At 66.2% G+C, this 18,580-nt stretch carries 20 protein-coding genes and 1 tRNA gene; 19 read left to right on the top strand and 2 right to left on the bottom strand.

What is annotated here, in order from left to right; translation table 11 throughout:
* Positions 1-19: 19 nt before the first annotated feature.
* The 9 genes from AX672_RS06615 (at position 20) to folP (ending at position 9,372) form a co-directional block, all read left to right on the top strand.
* A complete protein-coding gene (locus AX672_RS06615; RefSeq protein ID WP_066650168.1) occupies positions 20-2,101 on the top strand; it encodes a TonB-dependent receptor in 2,082 nt (693 codons plus the stop codon).
* Positions 2,102-2,115: 14 nt separating this feature from the next.
* Positions 2,116-3,486 carry a PepSY-associated TM helix domain-containing protein gene (locus AX672_RS06620; protein WP_066650171.1) on the top strand — a complete coding sequence of 457 codons (1,371 nt, stop codon included), beginning with the start codon at positions 2,116-2,118 and terminating at the stop codon, positions 3,484-3,486.
* An 85-nt stretch (positions 3,487-3,571) separates the two neighbouring features.
* Entirely contained in the window at positions 3,572-4,396 is an 825-nt protein-coding gene (locus AX672_RS06625; protein ID WP_202189263.1) for a DJ-1/PfpI family protein, read from the top strand.
* A gap of 197 nt (positions 4,397-4,593) precedes the next feature.
* Positions 4,594-5,022, top strand: a complete 429-nt coding sequence (locus tag AX672_RS06630; protein ID WP_066650173.1) for an organic hydroperoxide resistance protein — start codon at positions 4,594-4,596, stop codon at positions 5,020-5,022.
* A complete protein-coding gene (locus tag AX672_RS06635) occupies positions 5,022-5,246 on the top strand; it encodes a DUF1272 domain-containing protein (protein ID WP_066650175.1) in 225 nt (74 codons plus the stop codon). Before AX672_RS06630 ends, AX672_RS06635 begins: the two co-directional genes overlap by 1 nt.
* A 10-nt stretch (positions 5,247-5,256) precedes the next feature.
* Positions 5,257-6,414: a bifunctional hydroxymethylpyrimidine kinase/phosphomethylpyrimidine kinase gene (gene thiD, locus AX672_RS06640; RefSeq protein WP_066650177.1), complete on the top strand. Its 1,158-nt coding sequence runs from the start codon at positions 5,257-5,259 to the stop codon at positions 6,412-6,414.
* Positions 6,396-6,983, top strand: coding sequence for a ribonuclease HII (locus AX672_RS06645; RefSeq protein WP_066650179.1), 588 nt, complete (start codon positions 6,396-6,398; stop codon positions 6,981-6,983). Before thiD ends, AX672_RS06645 begins: the two co-directional genes overlap by 19 nt.
* Before the next feature lie 182 nt (positions 6,984-7,165).
* Positions 7,166-8,284 carry a site-specific DNA-methyltransferase gene (locus AX672_RS06650; RefSeq protein ID WP_066650181.1) on the top strand — a complete coding sequence of 373 codons (1,119 nt, stop codon included), beginning with the start codon at positions 7,166-7,168 and terminating at the stop codon, positions 8,282-8,284.
* A 23-nt stretch (positions 8,285-8,307) separates the two neighbouring features.
* On the top strand, positions 8,308-9,372 hold the full coding sequence (folP, locus tag AX672_RS06655) for a dihydropteroate synthase (RefSeq protein ID WP_066650183.1): 1,065 nt from the start codon (positions 8,308-8,310) through the stop codon (positions 9,370-9,372).
* Here the strand turns inward: folP and AX672_RS06660 are convergent.
* Positions 9,369-10,790, bottom strand: a complete 1,422-nt coding sequence (locus AX672_RS06660; RefSeq protein ID WP_066650185.1) for a sigma-54-dependent transcriptional regulator — start codon at positions 10,788-10,790, stop codon at positions 9,369-9,371. The genes folP and AX672_RS06660 overlap by 4 nt on opposite strands.
* A gap of 136 nt (positions 10,791-10,926) precedes the next feature.
* On the opposite strand from AX672_RS06660, the gene AX672_RS18175 reads away from it, so the two are divergent.
* The 7 genes from AX672_RS18175 to AX672_RS06685 all read left to right on the top strand — a co-directional run bounded on the left by AX672_RS18175 (position 10,927) and on the right by AX672_RS06685 (position 15,564).
* Positions 10,927-11,052: an aa3-type cytochrome c oxidase subunit IV gene (locus AX672_RS18175; protein ID WP_082730421.1), complete on the top strand. Its 126-nt coding sequence runs from the start codon at positions 10,927-10,929 to the stop codon at positions 11,050-11,052.
* A gap of 7 nt (positions 11,053-11,059) precedes the next feature.
* On the top strand, positions 11,060-12,181 hold the full coding sequence (locus AX672_RS06665; RefSeq protein WP_066650187.1) for an NAD(P) transhydrogenase subunit alpha: 1,122 nt from the start codon (positions 11,060-11,062) through the stop codon (positions 12,179-12,181).
* 75 nt (positions 12,182-12,256) lie between these two features.
* Positions 12,257-12,673 carry an endonuclease domain-containing protein gene (locus tag AX672_RS18180; RefSeq protein WP_231731185.1) on the top strand — a complete coding sequence of 139 codons (417 nt, stop codon included), beginning with the start codon at positions 12,257-12,259 and terminating at the stop codon, positions 12,671-12,673.
* A gap of 3 nt (positions 12,674-12,676) precedes the next feature.
* A complete protein-coding gene (locus AX672_RS06670; RefSeq protein WP_066650189.1) occupies positions 12,677-12,994 on the top strand; it encodes a proton-translocating transhydrogenase family protein in 318 nt (105 codons plus the stop codon).
* A 112-nt stretch (positions 12,995-13,106) separates the two neighbouring features.
* The gene (locus AX672_RS06675; protein ID WP_372587559.1) at positions 13,107-14,531 is read left to right on the top strand and encodes an NAD(P)(+) transhydrogenase (Re/Si-specific) subunit beta; all 1,425 of its coding nucleotides are present in this window, start codon (positions 13,107-13,109) and stop codon (positions 14,529-14,531) included.
* A 9-nt stretch (positions 14,532-14,540) separates the two neighbouring features.
* The gene (locus AX672_RS06680) at positions 14,541-15,443 is read left to right on the top strand and encodes a MarR family transcriptional regulator (RefSeq protein ID WP_066650194.1); all 903 of its coding nucleotides are present in this window, start codon (positions 14,541-14,543) and stop codon (positions 15,441-15,443) included.
* Between the two features lie 45 nt (positions 15,444-15,488).
* Positions 15,489-15,564 (top strand) — tRNA-Val (locus tag AX672_RS06685).
* A gap of 12 nt (positions 15,565-15,576) precedes the next feature.
* Here the strand turns inward: AX672_RS06685 and AX672_RS06690 are convergent.
* Positions 15,577-16,161 carry a helix-turn-helix domain-containing protein gene (locus AX672_RS06690; protein WP_066650197.1) on the bottom strand — a complete coding sequence of 195 codons (585 nt, stop codon included), beginning with the start codon at positions 16,159-16,161 and terminating at the stop codon, positions 15,577-15,579.
* Between the two features lie 95 nt (positions 16,162-16,256).
* Here AX672_RS06690 and AX672_RS06695 point away from each other — a divergent pair, with 95 nt between their 5' ends.
* The 3 genes from AX672_RS06695 to dapF all read left to right on the top strand — a co-directional run bounded on the left by AX672_RS06695 (position 16,257) and on the right by dapF (position 18,469).
* Positions 16,257-16,745, top strand: a complete 489-nt coding sequence (locus tag AX672_RS06695; protein WP_066650199.1) for a DUF6456 domain-containing protein — start codon at positions 16,257-16,259, stop codon at positions 16,743-16,745.
* Between the two features lie 77 nt (positions 16,746-16,822).
* The gene (locus tag AX672_RS06700) at positions 16,823-17,485 is read left to right on the top strand and encodes a glutathione S-transferase family protein (protein ID WP_066650201.1); all 663 of its coding nucleotides are present in this window, start codon (positions 16,823-16,825) and stop codon (positions 17,483-17,485) included.
* 27 nt (positions 17,486-17,512) lie between these two features.
* Positions 17,513-18,469: a diaminopimelate epimerase gene (dapF, locus tag AX672_RS06705; RefSeq protein ID WP_066650203.1), complete on the top strand. Its 957-nt coding sequence runs from the start codon at positions 17,513-17,515 to the stop codon at positions 18,467-18,469.
* The last annotated feature ends 111 nt before the right edge of the window (positions 18,470-18,580 follow it).

Genomic DNA, 18,580 nt, shown 5'->3' on the forward strand with positions numbered 1-18,580 from the left:
AAACGAAAGACCAAGAACCATGACAAAGGGAACACTTCTGCTCGCCGGCACCGCGCTGGCCGCCATCGCCAAGCCTGCTTTCGCCCAGCAAAGCGCCGAGCGCGCTGACGACATCGTCGTCACCGGGACCAAATCCGGTGATTTTGGGGAGAAATCGGGCATTCCGTTAGATCGGCTGCCGCAATCGGTGCAGATCATCTCTGCGGACGAAATCATCCAACGCGGGGCGACGAGCATCGCCGACGTGCTTCGCACGGTGCCCTCCGCCAGCATCGGCAACAGTCGCGTGTCGCGTTATCAGAGCTTCAGCCTGAACGTCCGTGGCTTCCTGCTCGATCAGATGCGCAACGGCATCCGGCAACGTTACTATGAAGATGTCGATGCGTCGGCGCTGTCGAACATCGAGCGAATCGAAATTCTGAAAGGGCCTTCAGCGGTCCTATATGGCCAGTCCGCTGTGGGGGGCATTGCCAGCATCATCACCAAGCAGCCCACCGCCAAATGGGCGGGATCGGCAGCGTTCACCGTCGGCAGTTTCGATCAGCGTGTCGGCACGATCGATATCGGCGGGCCGATCAGTTCGACGTTTGGCATTCGAGTGACGGGTGAAATCGAGCGGTCGGGGACATTTGTCGATTTTCAGGACATCGATCGCGATAACATCGCCCTGACGCTCAACTGGCGGCCGACCCCGGGGGTCGATGCCCATTTCGTCGCTGAATATGTCGAGCGGCGCACGCTCAGCAATCCGGGGCTGCCGGCGGTTGGCACCATCACCAGCAATGGCATCGCGCCGATCCGGCGCGAGACGTTTCTGGCGGAACCGGCATTCTCGCCATTGAGCGCCAATTCGCCGCTGTTACAGGCGTGGGTCTCCATCGATCTTGGCAGTGGCTGGACGATCACGCCGAGGGCGCAATATTCCGAGCTCAACACGCCGTTCACGCAAATCCGTGTTCTGGGCGTTAATGCCGCCAATCCGTCGGACGTCCGCCGCAATGGGCGGATCGGCGCGGAGGATGACAGCTACACCATCGTGCAGCTTGACCTGACCGGCACGGTCAAGACGGGCGCGATCACGCACAAGCTGCTGCTTGGCTATGAGTATGACCGGGAGCGCAGCGTGTTCATCCAGTCGAACTTCGTCAGCGTCCCGTCGATCAACGCGCTGAACCCGGTGTATCTCAGCGCCGCTCAGCGCCCCGCGCTCACCTTTGCGTTCAACTTCCGCCAACGCCTCGACGGCCATGCCCTGTACGCGCAGGATCAGGTGTCGATCGGCGAACGGCTGGGGATCGTGATCGGCGTGCGACACGCATGGCTCAGCAACGATGGCTTTTTCAGCAGCGATCCGACGACCTTTGGCACACCCGATACCGAGCGGGTCGAGCAGACCAGCATTCAGGCGGGCGCAACGTACAAGCTGGGCGGCGGGTTTAGCGTCTTCGGCGGCTATAACAGCGGCTATGACGTCGAGAACAGCTTCGGCGGTGCCCCGACCGTGACAGGGCAACGGCTTTCCCCCGAGACCTCCGAACAATATGAACTTGGTGCACGGTTCAGCCGACCCGGCGCGCGCCTCAGCATAGCGGCATTCGAGATTCGCCGCCGCGACGTGGCGGGCGACGATCCCGACAATCCCGGCTTCTCGCGCAATTTCGGCGCCTTCCGGGTGCGCGGAATTGAATTGGAGGGCGAATTGGAACCGACGAAGCATCTGCAGCTGAGCTTCGGTTATGCTTATCTCGACGGTGTCGTGTCCCGCAGTGCGACCGCAAGCGAAGTGGGCGGGCGCATCGTCGATCTCCCTTCACATTCGGGCAATATCCGTGCGCGCTATCTGGTGCCGGGCACCCCGATCGATGTGCGCGGCGGCGTCAATTATCAGGGACCGCGCGCCGCCGCCACGGCCAGCACCGTGCTGATTCCCGAGGTCGTCCTCGCTGATCTCGGCATTGGCGGCAGCATCGGCCGCTTCCGCGCCGATCTTAGCGTGAACAATCTCTTCGATCGCCGCTATTTCACCAGCACCGGCAATGCCAGTGCGGTGTTTCCGGGAGACCCGAGAACAATTGCACTTCGCCTCGGTGTGGCCTTTTGAGCGGGACTGGAGCGATGGCAACGCTTTCCCCCGCACACCACCGCACGATCTGGCGCTGGCATTTCTATGTCGGCCTGTTGGTGGCCCCGGTAATGATCGTGCTGGCGGCGACCGGCGCGCTCTATCTGTTCGATCGCGAGATCGAGGGCTGGTGGAACGCGCGCTATTCGCAGATCAATCCTGCCGGGCGAGCCGCGCCGCTTGCCCGGCAGGAAGCGGCGGTGCGCGCCGCTTTTCCGGGCGCGTCGATCCGTCAGGTCCGGATTCCGCACGATGCGGGGGAAGCAAGCGAATGGGGGATCACGCTGGCGAGCGGGGCTGCGCGCAAGGCCTATGTCGATCCCTATCGCGTGCGGGTGACGGGCGTGGTCGATCCGGCGTATCAACCGCTCGACATGGCCCGGCGGCTGCATGCCGGGCTGATGCTCGAGCCCTGGGGGCGCTATCTCGTCGAGCTTGCCGCTTGCTGGACGCTCGCGATGATCGTCTCGGGGCTGGTCCTGTGGTGGCCGAGAACGTGGCAAATCGCCGGAGTTTTCGTGCCCCGGCTGAGCGCCAAGGGGCGGATTTTCTGGCGTGATCTGCACGCGGTGCCATCGGTGTTCGTGGCGCTGTTCCTCGGCTTTCTGGTGCTGAGCGGGCTGCCCTGGTCGGTATTTTGGGGCGATCAACTTTCCCGGATCGGCCAGAGCATCCCGTTCGTCGCGCCGTCGCCGAACTTCGGGGCGCCGGCACCACAGCCGGTGGCCGCGGTAGCGGCGCAGGCGCCGGTGGTCGATCCGCATGCCGAGCACCGGGCCGACGCGGGCATCCCCTGGACGATCCGCCACAGCATGCCGCCTGCGGGGTCCGGTGGCCGCGCGGTGGGAATCGCCGAAGTCGAGGCGTTGCTGCCGATGCTCGATCAGTCGCGCTGGGGGCCGGGTATCCGCATCTTCTATCCGCGCGGCGCCGGCGATGTCTTCATGATCAACTACCTGCCCGACAAGGCCGAGGGGCAACGCACCCTCTATGTCGATCCGGGCAATGGCCGGGTGATCGGCGACGTCGGCTGGGCCGATTACAGCCCGGCGGCAAAGGCCATCGAATGGGGCGTGATGACGCACATGGGCCGCCAGTTCGGCCTCGCCAACCAGCTCGTCAATCTGGCGTTCTGCCTCGCGATCATCGGGGCGGTGATCGCGGGATTGGCGGCATGGTGGAAGCGTCGCGCGCCCGGCACGCTCGGCGTCCCGCCCCGGCAAGCGGGCGATCGGCTGCCCGGGCCGCTCATCGCCACGGGCCTAGTCATGGCGTTGCTGTTCCCGCTCGTCGGGGCGTCGCTGCTGGTGGTCGGCGTGATCGGCTTGACGCAGCGCGAGCGGTCGGTTCGCGCGGCGCGGTGACCGATCGGGCGGTGACTGGATTGGGTTCACAGGGCTTTGCCGTCATGGGACGGCAGCGCGGCCTTTGCAGCAAGGGAGAAAGACCGTGACGATTGACCGACGAATGCTGCTGGGCGGCATGGCAGGCGCAGCGGCGCTTTCCCCGTTCCTCGCGCTCGAACGCGCGGTCGCTGCCGTTGCGCAGGATGGCGCCGCGCATGCCGATTTGATGGCGATCCCGGGCATGAAGATGCACGGCGATGAAAAGGTCGCGATGCTGCTCTATCCGGGGTTCACTGTGCTCGATCTCGTCGGCCCGCATTATTTCTTCGCGTGCATGATGGGAGCGACGGTGCATCTGGTGACGACCGGTACGCCGCATGCGGCCGTGCCTTCCGACCTCGGCCTTGCGATCCAGCCGACCGCGACGCTCGACAGCGTGCCCCGCAATCTCGACCTGCTGTTCGTCCCCGGGGGCACCACCGGCACGATCGCGGCAATGGACGACAAAAGGATCACCGGTTGGCTAGCGGATCGCGGCGCACGCGCCAAGCTCGTCACCAGCGTCTGCACCGGCTCGATGCTGCTCGGCAAGGCGGGGCTGCTGAAGGGCAAGCGCGCGACTTCGCATTGGGTGACCCGGCCCTTGCTGACCCGGGTCGGCGCGACCCCTGTTGATGCCCGCGTGGTCACCGACTGCAGTGTCGTGACGGGCGCAGGCGTTTCCGCCGGGCTCGACTTCGCGCTTGCCATCGTCGCGCGGCTCCGCGGCGCGCCCTATGCGCAGGCGCTGATGCTGCAGGCCGAATATCACCCCGAGCCGCCGCTCGCTGGCGGGACGCTCGCCACGACACCACCGCCGATCGCCACCGCGATGGATGATATGTTCGCGGCGGTCCGGGAAGGATTTGCAAAGGCGGCGCGGGGTTAAGTTCCGAGAGCTATCCCTGCAGGCCGTAGGCCCTAACCTGCCAGACCAGAGGCTGATTTTGGTATTGATGCTAAGTCGCCCTGATGACGGGTGATGAGACGCAAAGCCGTCACCTCCCCAACGCCCCCTCCACCCCGCCGCCAATCCGCGCTATAGCTCCCGCATCACCGCCATCCCTCCAGAAAGGGGCTCACCCCATGAAAACGCTCTATACTGCCGTTGCCACCGCGCATGGGGGCCGTCAGGGCCATGTCACCAGCGATGATGGCGTGCTCGATCTCGACACTGCGACGCCCAAGGCAATGGGTGGCCCCGGCGGCGCGGCGACCAATCCCGAACAGCTGTTCGCGGCGGGCTATGCGGCGTGTTTCCAGTCGGCGATGATGTTCGTCGCGCGCAGCCAGAAGCTCGACATCGGCGATTCGACGGTTGAGGGGCATGTCTCGATCGGCCCCAACGACAATGGCGTGGGCTTTGGCCTTGCGGTCAAGCATGTCGTCACCCTGCCGACGCTCGATCAGGCGGCGGCCGAAAAGCTCGTCCATGACGCGCATCAGGTCTGCCCCTATTCGAACGCGACGCGCGGCAACATCGCGGTCGATTTCGAGGTGAAGGGCGGCGCCTGATGCTCGAGATGCGCCCGGATTGCGAACGTTGCGGGGCCGATCTGCCCGCCGACGCGCCCGGCGCGTTCATCTGTTCGTTCGAGTGCAGCTTTTGCGCCGAATGCGCCGATGCGCTCGACGAGCGCTGCCCCAATTGCGGGGGTGAGTTGCTCGATCGCCCGACGCGCACGGGCAAGGCGCTGAAGCAATATCCGGCGAGCAGTGCGCGCAAGTTCCAGTCGTGATCGCGAAACTGTGACGCCGCGCATCCTGATTATCGCCGGCTCGGATTCCGGCGGTGGTGCCGGCATTCAAGCCGACATCAAGACGGTGACGATGCTCGGCGGCCACGCGATGACGGCGGTGACGGCGATCACCGCGCAGAATACGCTTGGGGTGCAGCTCGTTGCTCCGGTTTCGCCCGATGTGGTCGCCGAGCAAATGGCCTCGGTGCTCGACGACATTGGCGTGGACGCGATCAAGATCGGGATGTTGCCCAATGAGGAGGTCGTCCGGATTGTTGCTGGCGTGCTGCTGGCCTGGCGCGGGCCGCCCGAACGATGGCTTCCCGGCACGCGAATGCCAGTGCCGGTGGTGCTCGATCCGGTGCTCGTCGCGACCAGCGGTGACGCATTGGCCGACACCTCGGTGGCCAGGGCCATAGTAGGCAGGCTGATGCCGTTCGCCAGTCTGGTTACGCCCAACCATCACGAAGCGCGTATTCTCTTCGATATCCCGGGCTTCACCGATCGCGGCGTACCGATCCTCTATAAGGGGGGCGATGCAGCCGGGGACGAGATCACTGATACGCTTTTCGGGCTGGAAGGCGATAACATCGATTGGACGGCGAAGCGTATCGAAACCACCAGCACCCACGGCACCGGCTGCACGCTTGCCTCGGCGATCGCGACCTACCTCGCTTATGGCTATCCACTGCAGGCCGCCGTGGCTCGTGCGCGCCAGTTCGTGCGGATCGCGCTCAAGGATGCGCCGGGATTCGGCGGCGGGCATGGGCCGATGGGGCATCAGAAAGTGCGGCTCGATCTTGGCCCCGGCGTGCGGCTCAATCAGGTGACGGTGCCAATGGCGGCGGGGTCGGAGGCCTTCTACCGCACGCTCGGCCTCACGCAGATCGTCGATACCGAGGACGGCCATTATGCCCGCTTCGAGGCTGCGGGCGGCGCGACACTCTCGGTCGAGCATGGCGCGGCGCCGACGATCTTCTTCGAATGCGAAGACCTCGATGCCGAAGTCGCGCGGTTGCTGGCGGCGGGCGTCGTGTTCGACCATCTGCCGACCGAGCAGGAATGGCTGTGGCGCGAGGCGCGGCTCACCGATCCGGCGGGCAATGCGATCTGCCTCTATCAGGCCGACGAGAACAGGCGGTTCCCGCCGTGGCGGCTGGCGAGGTGATCGCAGGCGTCGACGAAGCCGGGCGCGGGCCGCTCGCGGGGCCCGTGGTAGCGGCGGCAGTCGTGCTGTGCCCTGACGGCATCGTGGGGCTGGCGGACAGCAAGAAGCTCACCGCCCTCCAGCGCGAACGGCTGGCCGAAGCGATCCGGCGCCACTGCCACGTCGGCGTCGGCATCGCGAGCGTCGAGGAAATCGACGAACTCAACATCCTCTGGGCGACGATGCTGGCAATGGAGCGCGCGGTCGCCGCGCTGACGGTCGACATCCGCGAGGTGCTGGTCGACGGCAATCGCTGCCCCAACTGGCACTGGCCTGCCCGTGCGATCATCGGCGGCGATGCGACCGAGCCGTGCATCTCCGCCGCCTCGATCATCGCCAAGACCACGCGCGACGCGATGATGATCGAGGCCGACCGCACGCACCCCGGCTATGGCTGGGCCTCGAACAAGGGCTATGGCGCGGCGGTGCACCTGGCGGCGCTCGAAACGCTGGGCCCCACGCCGCTGCACCGGCGAAGCTTTGCGCCGGTCGCGCGCTGTATGGAAAAATCGCAAGCCCGTTGCGGGTGAGTCTTCCGCGCCACACCGCAGCTAATAGCGGCTGTGGATAACTCGCGGACTCAACATCTGGTCATGTCCGCAAATGTTCCGCCAAGTTAACGGATTCGCAAGGATTTTCGTTAACCATTCTTTGCTTGACGGTGGCTGCGTTTCGGCCACGGATGCGCGCTGTTTCAGGCGGGGGCTGGTCGATGGGGGTAATCGAAAAGGTTAAGCGCAGCGCCGCACCCGCGGTCACGCTCCCGCTGGACGCGATCATTCGCGGCGATTGCATCGCAGCGATGCGCGAGCTGCCCGCGAAGTCGGTCGACATGATCTTCGCCGATCCGCCCTACAACCTCCAGCTCGGCGGCGACCTCTCGCGCCCCGATGGCAGCCATGTCGATGCCGTCACCGATGCATGGGACAAGTTCGACAGCCTTGCCGCCTATGACCGCTTCACCCGCGCCTGGCTTGCCGAGGCGAAGCGCATCCTGAAGGACGACGGCACGATCTGGGTGATCGGCAGCTATCACAACATCTTCAAGGTCGGCGCGGCGATCCAAGATCTGGGATACTGGATCCTGAACGACATCGTGTGGCGCAAATCGAACCCGATGCCCAATTTCAAGGGCACGCGCTTCACCAACGCGCATGAAACGCTGATCTGGGCGTCGATGGGCGAGAAGGCGCGCTACACCTTCAACTATCGCAGCATGAAGACACTGAACGACGAGCTACAGATGCGCAGCGACTGGGAATTCCCGGTATGCGGCGGCCCCGAGCGGTTGAAGCGCGACGGCGTGAAAGTCCACCCGACGCAAAAGCCCGAGGCATTGCTCTACCGCATCCTGCTGGCGTGCACGAAGCCCGGCGATGTCGTGCTCGATCCGTTTTTCGGCACCGGCACCACGGGGGCGGTCGCCAAGCGGCTGGGGCGGCGCTGGATCGGAATCGAGCGCGAGGGTGTCTATATCGACGCTGCCGAGGAGCGTATTGCCGCTGCACTTCCGCTCGACGAATCGGCGCTGGCGACGATGCAGTCGCCCAAGTCGGCCCCGCGCGTCGCCTTCGGGACGATCGTCGAGAACGGGATGCTGCCCGCCGGCACCGTGTTGAGCGATGCCAAGCGCCGCTATCGCGCCGTGGTGCGCGCCGACGGATCGGTGCTGGCGCCGGGCGGCGAGAGCGGGTCAATCCACAAGCTCGGGTCGCTGCTCCAAGGCGCGCCCGCGTGCAACGGCTGGACCTTCTGGCATTATGAGCACGCCGGCGAGCTGAAGCCGATTGATACGCTGCGTCAGCTGTATCTGCTGGCGACGCAGCCCTGACGGTCAAGCAAGACGAGGCTTCGATGGCATCGCTCCACCTCCGCCCCGTCCAGTTCGTCGATTCGCCCATTGGCCGCGATGGCGAAGTCGCGCGGCTCGCGGGCGGCATGCAGTGGTTCGCCGCCTATGAGGTAATCGAGGGCGGGGCCAAGCGCACTGTCGCCATCGCCGAGTTCGAAGCCACCCTCGCGCGCGACAACGAACGCGCCGCCGCGCTCCATACCGCGATCACCGCGCCGCGCGCGCCAATCACGCTTGGCGATCGCGTGCTGCGCTTCGACCAGCCGCATGTCGTCGGCATCCTCAACGTGACGCCGGACAGCTTCTCCGACGGCGGCAAGCTCGAGGATGACCCGCAGGCCGCGGCAGAAGCCGGGTTCGACATGATCGCCAGGGGCGCGGCGCTGATCGACCTTGGCGGTGAATCGACCCGCCCCGGCGCGCCGCTGGTCTGGGAAGGCGACGAGATCAAGCGCATTGCCCCGGTCGTCGATCGGCTCGCGCGCACCGCGCCGGTCTCGATCGACACGCGCAAGGCGGCGGTGATGGAGGCCGCGCTCGCGGGTGGGGCGGCGATGGTCAACGACGTGTCGGCGCTATTGTGGGACAGCCGCTCGGCCGAAGTGGTGGCCGGGGCCGGGGTGCCGGTGGTGCTGATGCACTCGCCTGATCCGGCGAAGGGACCGCACGGCGGGAAGGGCTATGATAATCCGCTGATCGAGACCTTCGACTGGCTCGAAGCGCGCATCGCCGCAGCGGTCGCGGCGGGCATCGACCGGGCGAAGATCATCGTCGATCCCGGCATCGGCTTCGGCAAGGCGCTTACCGACAACCTCGCGCTGCTCAACGGTCTGGCGCTGTTCCACGGGCTCGGCTGTCCGATCATGCTCGGCGCCAGCCGCAAGCGCATCATCGGCGCGCTGTCGGGCGAGGCACCGGTCAGCGAGCGGCTCGGCGGCAGCCTCGCGCTCGCGCTGAAAGGCGCCGAGGCAGGGGTGCAGTTGCTGCGCGTGCATGACGTCTCGGAAACGGTGCAGGCCGTGCGCGTGTGGCGCGGGATGCGCGATGCAGCGCTGGTGGGACGCTAAGCCGCGTTGTCGATGCCCAGTTCGCCGAGCTTTCGGTAAAGCGTCGACCGACCGATCCCCAGCCGTCGCGCAACCTCCGTCATGCGGCCGCGGTAGTGGCCGATCGCGAGGCGAATCACATCGGCTTCGATTTCCTCGAGCGGGCGCATGTTGCCGTCGGGGCGGAAGAGGGTGACGCCGCCGCTGGCGGGCGTGGCGGCGGTGCTGTGGGGCAGCGTGCGGCGCTCGCCCAGGCTCGCGATCTGCGGGAAATCGGCGGGGGTCAGCGCGGTCGCATCGCACAGCACAGCGGCACGGAACAGCGCATTTTGGAGCTGGCGGACATTGCCCGGCCAGTCGTAGTCGACGAGCAGCTGGAGCGCGGCATCGGTAATCCCGATCGGTCGTAACCCCGGTTGCTGTGCGATCCGGGCCATCAAATGCCGCGCGAGCGCAGGAATGTCGCTTGCTCGCTCGCGCAAGGGCGGGATCGTCACCTGCACGACGTTGAGCCGGTAGTAGAGATCCTCGCGGAAACGCCCGGCTTCAACTTCATCGAGCAATTTCTTGTTGGTGGCGGCGACGATGCGGACATCGACTTCGCGCGGGTGGCGCGCGCCGATCGGCTGGACTTCACCGCTTTCGAGCACACGCAGCAGCTTGACCTGCGCTTCGAGCGGCATCTCGCCGATTTCGTCGAGGAAGATCGTCGAGCCGTCGGCCTGCGCAAAGCGGCCGATCTTGCGCTCGAAGGCGCCGGTGAAAGCGCCTTTCTCGTGCCCGAACAGCTCGCTTTCGACGAGGTTCGCCGGGATTGCACCGCAGTTGACGGCAAGCATCGGCTTGCGGGCGCGGGGCGACGCGGCGTGGATCGCCTCGGCCACCACTTCCTTGCCGACGCCGCTTTCGCCTTCGATCAGCACCGGCACCCGCGCGCGTGCCGCCTTGGCAGCGATTGCGAGCGCGGCGCGGAATTTGGGTTCGGAGCCGACGATCTCGTCGAAGCCCAGCGGCGCCGCGATCTTTTCGGTCAGCGGGCGCAGCTCGCCGGTGCCGACGCCACTGACGGCGGCGTCGAGGGCGGCGATCAGCCGTTCGGGCGCCAGCGGCTTGACGAGGAAATCGGTCGCGCCGCTGCGCATCGCGCTCACCGCATGACTGACCGAGCCATTGGCGGTCAGCACCAGAATCGGCAGCTGCGGGCGGCGTCCACGCAGTTCGCAGATCAGCGTGGCGGCGGCGCCTTCATCGGCCCAGTGATCGAGCAGGATGCAATCGAGCTGCATCCCGTCCTGCGTGCCGAGCATCGCAATCGCCATTTCGGCGTCGTTGGCAAAAACCGAGCGCCAGCCCGCGCGCGCGGCGAGCGCCGACACCAGCCGCCGCTGGGCCGGTTCGTCGTCGATCAGCATCAGCAACCGCTGGCCGTTGCGCGTCATGGCACCTGTCTCATCCCCATTCAGCGGGTAACCTTAATGCCCGGGAGTAAAGGCGGCCTTAAACCGCGCGGGGCTTGAGGAGTCGGGGAGGCGCGGTTAAGGGTCGAGACATAAACATGACCGAACGGAGGGGCTGATGACCGGCAACGGCAATATCGATTCGCACCGTGCGACCTATAATTTTGTGGTGGGGTTGCTGAAATATGGCGCGGCCGCGTCGGCGGTGCTGACGTTCTTCGTCATCCTGCTGATCAAGCGCTAGCCTGCGCATGAAGATCGCGGTCCTGAAGGAGCAGCAGGCGGGCGAGCGGCGCGTGGCGGCAACGCCCGAGACGGTCAAGAAATTCGTCGGTCTTGGCGCCAGTGTCGCGGTCGAGGCGGGCGCGGGCGAGCAGGCCGCGATCAGCGACGCGCAGTTCGCCGAAGCGGGGGCGACGGTCGCCGATCGCGCCGCGACGGTCGCGGGCGCCGACATCCTGCTTGGCGTGCAGGGTCCCGATCCGGCGAGCCTGAGCGGCGCTGCGCCCGGCGCTTGGATCGTCGCCAGCCTTAATCCCTTCGTCGAGCGCGCGCGCGTCGATGCTTATGCCGCTGCGGGCTTCGAAGCGCTGGCGATGGAATTCATGCCGCGCATCACTCGCGCGCAGTCGATGGACATATTGTCGAGCCAGGCGAACCTTGCCGGTTACAAGGCGGTGCTCGATGCCGCCGCCGAATATGGCCGGGCTTTCCCGATGATGATGACGGCGGCGGGCACGGTGTCGGCCGCGCGGGTGTTCGTGATGGGGGTCGGCGTCGCGGGGCTTCAGGCAATCGCGACGGCGCGGCGGCTCGGCGCGCAGGTATCGGCCACCGACGTGCGATCGGCGACCAAGGAGCAGATTCTGTCGCTGGGTGCGAAGCCGATCTTCGTCGAGAATGTGAAAGGCATCGAGGGCGAGGGATCGGGCGGCTATGCGACCGAGATGAGCCCCGAATATCAGGCAGCGCAGGCCGAGCTGGTATCGTCGCACATCGCCAAGCAGGACATCGTCATCACCACTGCGCTGATCCCCGGCCGCCCGGCGCCGCGGCTGATCAGCGATGCGCAGATCGCGACGATGCGGCCGGGCAGCGTGATCGTCGACCTGGCGGTAGAAAGCGGCGGCAACGTCGAGGGGTCGGTGGCGGGCGACGTGGTCGAGGTCCACGGCGTGAAGCTGGTCGGTCACCGAAATGTCGCCAGCCGCCTGCCCGCCGACGCCTCGGCGCTGTTCGCGCGCAACCTGTTCAACTTTCTCTCGACCTTCTGGGACAAGGAAGCGGGCAAGCCCGTGCTCGACGAAGAAATCGGCAACGCCGTGCGGCTGACGCAAGGCGGCAAGGTTGTGAGCGAGAGGTTGCTGGCGTGACGCTGTCGGTTGTCCTGCCAATCCTCCCCCGCTGGGGGAGGTGGCAGCGCGAAGCGCTGACGGTGGGGGCGTAGCGTGGAAGATCACACGCCCGAAGCGCTCGCAGCAGCCCGTCGCCTCCGTAGGACCATGTCCCTCCCGGAAGTTCTGCTGTGGAATCATCTTCGTGGCAAACCGCTGGGCCTGAAGTTCCGCAAACAACACCCGGTCGGCGATTTTGTCGTCGACTTCTATTGTGCAGAAAAGCGCCTCGCGGTCGAGATTGACGGTATCGCCCATGATCTGGGCGATCGCCCCGCACGCGATGATCGTCGCGAAGCGTGGCTGCATGCACAAAAAATCGATGTCCTGAGATTGTCCGCTGTCGATGTCCTCAATGACGTGGCAGGCGCAGCCGACGCGATTGTTCGCCACTGCGCCACTGTTCCCCCACCGTCAGCGCTACGCGCTGCCACCTCCCCCAGTGGGGGAGGATTTCATCAGGTGTCTTGACCGATGGACTTCATCTCAACCCTTTCGATTTTCGTCATGGCGTGTTTCGTCGGCTATTACGTCGTCTGGTCGGTGACGCCGGCGCTGCACACGCCGCTGATGGCCGTCACCAATGCAATTTCGTCGGTGATCATCGTTGGCGCGCTGATCGCGAGTGCGGCGGCCGGCATCGGCAGCGGCGGGGCAACCTCAAAATGGCTGGGGCTGCTCGCGGTCGTCCTGGCGAGCGTCAACATCTTCGGCGGCTTTGCCGTCACCCAGCGCATGCTGGCGATGTACAAGAAGAAGGACAAGCCGGCCGCGGCTGCGACTAAACATTGATTTCGTCACCCCGGGCTCGACCCGGGGTCCCGCTTTTTGGTGCAAGCGGGAAGAACAGCGGGACCCCGGCGCAAGGCCGGGGTGACGAGAGGGGTAGAAAAACGTGGAACATATGGCGGTAAATCCCTGGGCAGCACTGGCCTATCTGGTGGCGGGGGTGTGCTTCATCCTCGCGCTGCGCGGGTTGTCGAGCCCCGCGACCAGCCAGCGCGGCAACCGCAACGGCATGATCGGCATGACGATCGCGGTGGTGACGACGCTGATCGTCCATGCGCCGCGCATCGACGCATCGACGATCGATTTCGTCACCGCTGCTGAAATCCTCGTCGCGATCGGCATCGGGGCCGCCATCGGCATCGCGACCGCCCGCCGCATCAAGATGACCGACATGCCGCAGTTGGTCGCTGCCTTCCACTCGCTGGTGGGCTTGGCGGCGGTGCTGGTCGGGATGTCGGCCTATCTCAACCCCGATGCGTTCGGCATTGCCGAAGCCGGGAAGATTCTGCTTCAGAGCCGCGTCGAGCTGGGCCTTGGCGTCGCGATCGGTGCGATCACCTTCAGCGGATCGGTGATCGCCTTTGCCAAGCTCAACGGCAATATGAGCGGCAAGCCGATCATCCTGCCCGCGCGCCACGTGATCAATCTCGGCACGCTGGCCGCGATCCTCGGGCTGGTCGGCTATTTCCTGACCGACCAGAGCCCCTGGGTGTTCTTCACGATCACTATCCTCAGCTTCGTGATCGGCTTCCTGCTGATCATCCCGATCGGTGGCGCCGACATGCCGGTCGTGGTGTCGATGCTCAACAGCTATTCGGGCTGGGCAGCGGCGGCGATGGGCTTCACGCTCCACAACACCGCGATGATCATCACCGGCGCGCTGGTCGGCTCGTCGGGCGCGATCCTGTCCTACATCATGTGCGCGGCGATGAACCGCAGCTTCATCAGCGTGATCGCCGGCGGCTTCGGTGCCGAGGCGGGCGCGGGCGGCGGTGCCGCCAAGGAACAGCGCCCGTGGAAGCGCGGCAGCGCCGAGGACGCAGCTTTCCTGATGGGGCAGGCCGAACAGGTCATCATCGTCCCCGGCTACGGCATGGCGGTCGCGCAGGCACAGCATGTGCTGCGCGAGATGACCGACAAGCTGAAGGAACACGGCGTCAAGGTGAAGTTCGCGATCCACCCGGTCGCCGGGCGCATGCCGGGGCATATGAACGTGCTGCTGGCCGAAGCCAGCGTGCCCTATGACGAAGTGTTCGAGCTCGAGGACATCAACAGCGAATTCGCGCAGACCGATGTCGCGTTCATCATCGGCGCCAACGACGTCGTCAATCCGGCAGCCAAGACCGACAAAGGATCGCCGATTTACGGCATGCCGGTGTTCGACGTCGAAAAGGCCAAGACCGTGCTGTTCATCAAGCGGTCGATGGGCGGCGTGGGCTATGCCGGCGTCGACAACGATGTCTTCTACATGGACAATACCATGATGCTGCTCGCCGACGCCAAGAAGATGGTCGAAGACATCGTCAAGTCGCTCGACTGATCGCACGCGATGAATGATTGGGGTGCGGCAGCACCGACTGCTCTACTGATCGCCAGTGCAGCCGCGGTCGACGCCGCCGCCACGGCGATCGCGGCGAGTGGCGCCCGGCAACTTGCGACGATCGATTTGACTCATGCAGCGGCAGGGCTGGACGATCAGCCCGATGCCGATGCGCTGCTGGTCGAAACCGCGGGGACCGACCCCGAGCTGCTCGGCGCCGTGCTTGAGGTGATCGCTGATCCGGCTGCGCGCGGCGTCGCCGTGATCGTCAGCTTCCCCGAAACCCAGCTCGATCAGGTCGCCGCAGCGATGCTTGGCCGCCGCGCGCAGCTTTTATGTGCCCCCGGGCCAGCCGACCGCGCCGCCGCCTTGGCAGTTGCGCTGGCGGGACGACGTGGCGGGCGGCTGCGCGAGAGCGATCCCGAGTCCGAAACGGCGCGGCTGCGGCGGCTCAATGACGAGGTCGCGCGCATTGCCGATCTGCTGGCGCGGATCGGGCACGCGCCGCAGCCGTCGGGGTTTGCCGATCGCAGTTTGGCCTTCGCGGGCGAGCGCGACGATAGCGCGATTGCCCCGGCCGAGATTCGCCGCGCGATCCGGGCACGGCGGCTGCGCGACCAATTCTTCGGCGGCGGGCTGTTCGAGGATCCGGCGTGGGATATGCTGCTCGACCTGTTCGCCGCCGACCTCGAACGTGCGCGGGTGTCGGTATCGAGCCTGTGCATCGCCGCCGCCGTCGCTCCTACTACGGCGCTGCGCTGGATCGGTCGCATGAGCGACGCCGGGCTGTTCGAACGCGAGCCCGATCCCGGCGACCGGCGGCGCGCCTTTCTGAGGCTTTCGCCAGCCGCGCGGGCGGGGATGGTCGGTTATTGGCAAGCGCTGAGAAAACTGGGCGCAGCTCCGGCGTGAGTTGACGCACGCGGTGCAGCGGCTAGAAGCAGCCTCCCGGCGCGGGGGCGATTAGCTCAGTTGGTAGAGCGTCTCGTTTACACCGAGAATGTCGGCGGTTCGAGCCCGTCATCGCCCACCATCCGGCCACCATTCAAAGCTTGCGGACCAGCCGCACGGCCTGTGCGATCCATGCCGGGTCGGCGACCACCTGTTGCCGTGCGCCCGCGCCGAGCGGCAGCAGCTGGAGCTTGCCGGGCGCATCCTCGCCCGTCGGGGCCTCGCGCCCGATCAGCCGCGCGAAGACGAAGCGACCCGCGGGGCGCGGCACCAGCACGTCGCGGTTGAGCGCGCGCGCGAAATCAGCAGGGGCGAGCCGCTCAGCCCAGATTTCGTCGCCACTGCGATAATCCCCGATGCTGGCGGCGACCGTGATCGCGACGAGCCCGGCGGCGGGGCGCGGCGGCACGACGCTGGCCGGCTGGCGCGGGGCGTGCGCGCCGCTCGCGTCGAGGATCGCCGCCACGGCGATGTCGGCCGATTCGGGCAGCTTAACGAGATCGGCAGCTTCGACGCCCAACGCGGCAGCGATGCGGTTGAGCCAGCCGACCGACACAGTTCTGGTGCCGGTTTCGAGCCGCCCGATCGTCTGCGCCGTCGTGGGCGGCACACAGGCCCGGGCGACATCGTCAAGCGTCATGCCCTTGGCGCGGCGCACTTCGCGAATCGCCGTGATCATCCCGCGCTCCTATAACCCATCTGGTTTTTTCACTTTCCAACATCGGTGCCGTTGTGGCAATAGCCTTCGCGAATCGGAACAAATGAGGTACAACGATGCGCGAGCTTGCCGAACGGACGATCGACGACCGCGGGCTGCTGCCCGAAGGCAAGGCGGCCTCGGCGCGGCGCGCGCGCAGCGTCACCGTGAACCTTGCCGAATCGCCGCTGGCGTGGTTGCGCTCGCGCGGGATGGTCGATGCGCGCCAGTTCGAGGCAGGCGAGCGGCTGCGCGCCGATTACGAAACTGCCCAGCTTGGCCCGCGCGTGACGATGCGCTGGGAAGCGACGCCGGTTGCGCGCGGGCGCCGCGCCGCCGATGCGCCGCTCGATCCGACCCTCGCGCAGATCGCCGCCAAGCGCCGTTTCGGCGAAGCGATCGCTGCCGCCGGGCCGGGGCTGAGCGACATATTGTGGCGCGTGGTGTGCGCGTGTGAAGGGCTGCCGATCGCCGAGAAAGCGCTGGGGTGGCCCGTCCGTTCGGGCAAGCTCGTGCTCGGCCTCGCGCTCGACCGGCTCGCCGATCATTACCGGTTTCCCTGTTAAGCTTTGGCCTGAGTCGATGCGTTGCCGATCGAAACTGAACGGCGTAGATCGGGCGAAACAGGAGCAGGAGAGTCGCAATGATCCTTTACGGCAACAGCATGTCCCCATTCGTCCGCAAGACCATGGCCTTCGCGCATGAAAAGGGCATCGAGCTGACGCTCGAGCGCGCCGGGCTGGGCGGCGGCTCACCCGAATTTTACGAGGCCAGCCCGTTCCGGAAAATGCCGGCTTTCCGCGACCCCGGCGCCGATGCGGGCCGCGATTTCGTGATTTCGGATTCGACCGCGATCATCGCCTATCTCGAAGCCAAATTCCCGGAGCCGAATCTGATCCCGACCGACCCGATCGCCCGTGCCCGTACGATCTGGTTCGAGGAATTTTCGGACACGATTTTCGTGGCTTGCGGGGGCAAGATCTTCTTTAACCGCCTGGTTGCGCCGAAATTCTTGAAGCGTGACGGCGATCTGGCGGTGGCCGACGAAGCCGAGGCCAAGGAATTGCCGCCGCTGCTCGATTATCTCGAAGGCATGATTCCCGACAGCGGCTTCCTGGTCGAGGATCGCATCACGCTCGCCGACCTCGCGGTGGCGAGCCCGTTCGTCAATCTGTCGCATTGCAGCGACCCGATCGACGCGGCGCGCTGGCCCAAGACGGCGGCCTATATCGCGGCGATTCTGGCGCGGCCGAGCTTTGCGCCGATCGTTGCCGCCGAAAAGGCGATGGTCGCGGCAATGGCGTGAGGCGCTGCGGCGCGCTACATCGGCGGCATGCGGATCGCTTTCACCAAATGCCATGGGTCGGGGAATGACTTCCCGCTGATCGACGCGCGCGCGCTTCAACTGCCCGATGCGACCTGGGCGGGGATTGCGCGCGCGCTCGCCGATCGCACCGGGCCGGTCGGCGGCGACGGGTTGCTGCTGCTGACCGCGGGCGACGAGGCGCACGCGTTCGGCATGCGGATGTTCAATTCGGACGGGTCCGAGGCCGAGACGTGCCTCAATGGGCTGCGCTGCGTCGCGCGCGCGGGCTTTGCGGCGCTGGGCGGCAGCGAGGCGCGGGTCAGGCTCAAGACGTCGAGCGCGGTGGTGGCGATCGATCCCGATCTTGCCCCCGGCGTCGTCACGATCCGCGAGACCGCCGGCCCCGCCGATCCCGATGTCAGCCACTGGCCGCTGGCTGGCGCGGCGCTGCTGGTCGATGCGCGGGTGCCGAACCTGCCGAGCGAACGGCTGTTCACCGCGATCGCGATTCCCAACCCGCATCTGATCAGCTTCGTCGATACCGTCGACGATGCCGAGCTGAGCGCGTTGGGTGGGGTATGCGAAGCCGCGCCGTCGTGGCTCCCCAATCGCGCCAATGTGTCGTTCGTGACGTCGCGCGGCGGCGATTTGTTCGTGCGCACTTTCGAGCGCGGCGTCGGGCTGACTGACAGTTGCGGGTCGGCGATGGCCGCGTCGACCTATGCCGCCTGCCTGACCGGGCGCGTGCCGTTCGCGGTGCCGCTGACGGTGTTCAATGCGGGCGGGATGGTCCGCGCCGAAGCGGCGTCGGATGGCATGGTCACGCTGAGCGGCAATGCGACCTTCGAATGGGAAGGATCGGTCGAGCTCGACGCCGGGCGCGGGCTGGCCGGCGATCTGGTGATCGATCGCTGGCACAATGACGAGATTGCCGCCTGGGCAGGCGTGATCGAGCGACTAACCAATCAGGCACAAAACGCTTGACATCGTCACGCTAATTTGGTACATAACAGGAACGCTGAAGAATTGCGAGTCGGGGCGGTCAGGCGATGAGCCGGGCCGCCCTTTTGCGTTGGCGCCGCCAAGTGGTGGCGT

It is taken from the genome of Sphingomonas sp. CCH10-B3 (assembly GCF_001556185.1).
Classification (GTDB): domain Bacteria; phylum Pseudomonadota; class Alphaproteobacteria; order Sphingomonadales; family Sphingomonadaceae; genus Sphingomonas; species Sphingomonas aquatica.

Excerpts from the sequence above, each read along its gene's own strand:
- AX672_RS06615 (WP_066650168.1), top strand. The coding sequence starts at position 20 with ATGACAAAGGGAACACTTCTGCTCGCCGGCACCGCGCTGGCCGCCATC.
- AX672_RS06620 (WP_066650171.1), top strand. The coding sequence starts at position 2,116 with ATGGCAACGCTTTCCCCCGCACACCACCGCACGATCTGGCGCTGGCAT.
- AX672_RS06630 (WP_066650173.1), top strand. The coding sequence starts at position 4,594 with ATGAAAACGCTCTATACTGCCGTTGCCACCGCGCATGGGGGCCGTCAG.
- AX672_RS06635 (WP_066650175.1), top strand. The coding sequence starts at position 5,022 with ATGCTCGAGATGCGCCCGGATTGCGAACGTTGCGGGGCCGATCTGCCC.
- AX672_RS06650 (WP_066650181.1), top strand. The coding sequence starts at position 7,166 with ATGGGGGTAATCGAAAAGGTTAAGCGCAGCGCCGCACCCGCGGTCACG.
- folP (WP_066650183.1), top strand. The coding sequence starts at position 8,308 with ATGGCATCGCTCCACCTCCGCCCCGTCCAGTTCGTCGATTCGCCCATT.
- AX672_RS06660 (WP_066650185.1), bottom strand. The coding sequence starts at position 10,790 with ATGACGCGCAACGGCCAGCGGTTGCTGATGCTGATCGACGACGAACCG.
- AX672_RS18175 (WP_082730421.1), top strand. The coding sequence starts at position 10,927 with ATGACCGGCAACGGCAATATCGATTCGCACCGTGCGACCTATAATTTT.
- AX672_RS06665 (WP_066650187.1), top strand. The coding sequence starts at position 11,060 with ATGAAGATCGCGGTCCTGAAGGAGCAGCAGGCGGGCGAGCGGCGCGTG.
- AX672_RS06670 (WP_066650189.1), top strand. The coding sequence starts at position 12,677 with ATGGACTTCATCTCAACCCTTTCGATTTTCGTCATGGCGTGTTTCGTC.
- AX672_RS06675 (WP_372587559.1), top strand. The coding sequence starts at position 13,107 with ATGGCGGTAAATCCCTGGGCAGCACTGGCCTATCTGGTGGCGGGGGTG.
- AX672_RS06680 (WP_066650194.1), top strand. The coding sequence starts at position 14,541 with ATGAATGATTGGGGTGCGGCAGCACCGACTGCTCTACTGATCGCCAGT.
- AX672_RS06690 (WP_066650197.1), bottom strand. The coding sequence starts at position 16,161 with ATGATCACGGCGATTCGCGAAGTGCGCCGCGCCAAGGGCATGACGCTT.
- AX672_RS06695 (WP_066650199.1), top strand. The coding sequence starts at position 16,257 with ATGCGCGAGCTTGCCGAACGGACGATCGACGACCGCGGGCTGCTGCCC.
- AX672_RS06700 (WP_066650201.1), top strand. The coding sequence starts at position 16,823 with ATGATCCTTTACGGCAACAGCATGTCCCCATTCGTCCGCAAGACCATG.
- dapF (WP_066650203.1), top strand. The coding sequence starts at position 17,513 with ATGCGGATCGCTTTCACCAAATGCCATGGGTCGGGGAATGACTTCCCG.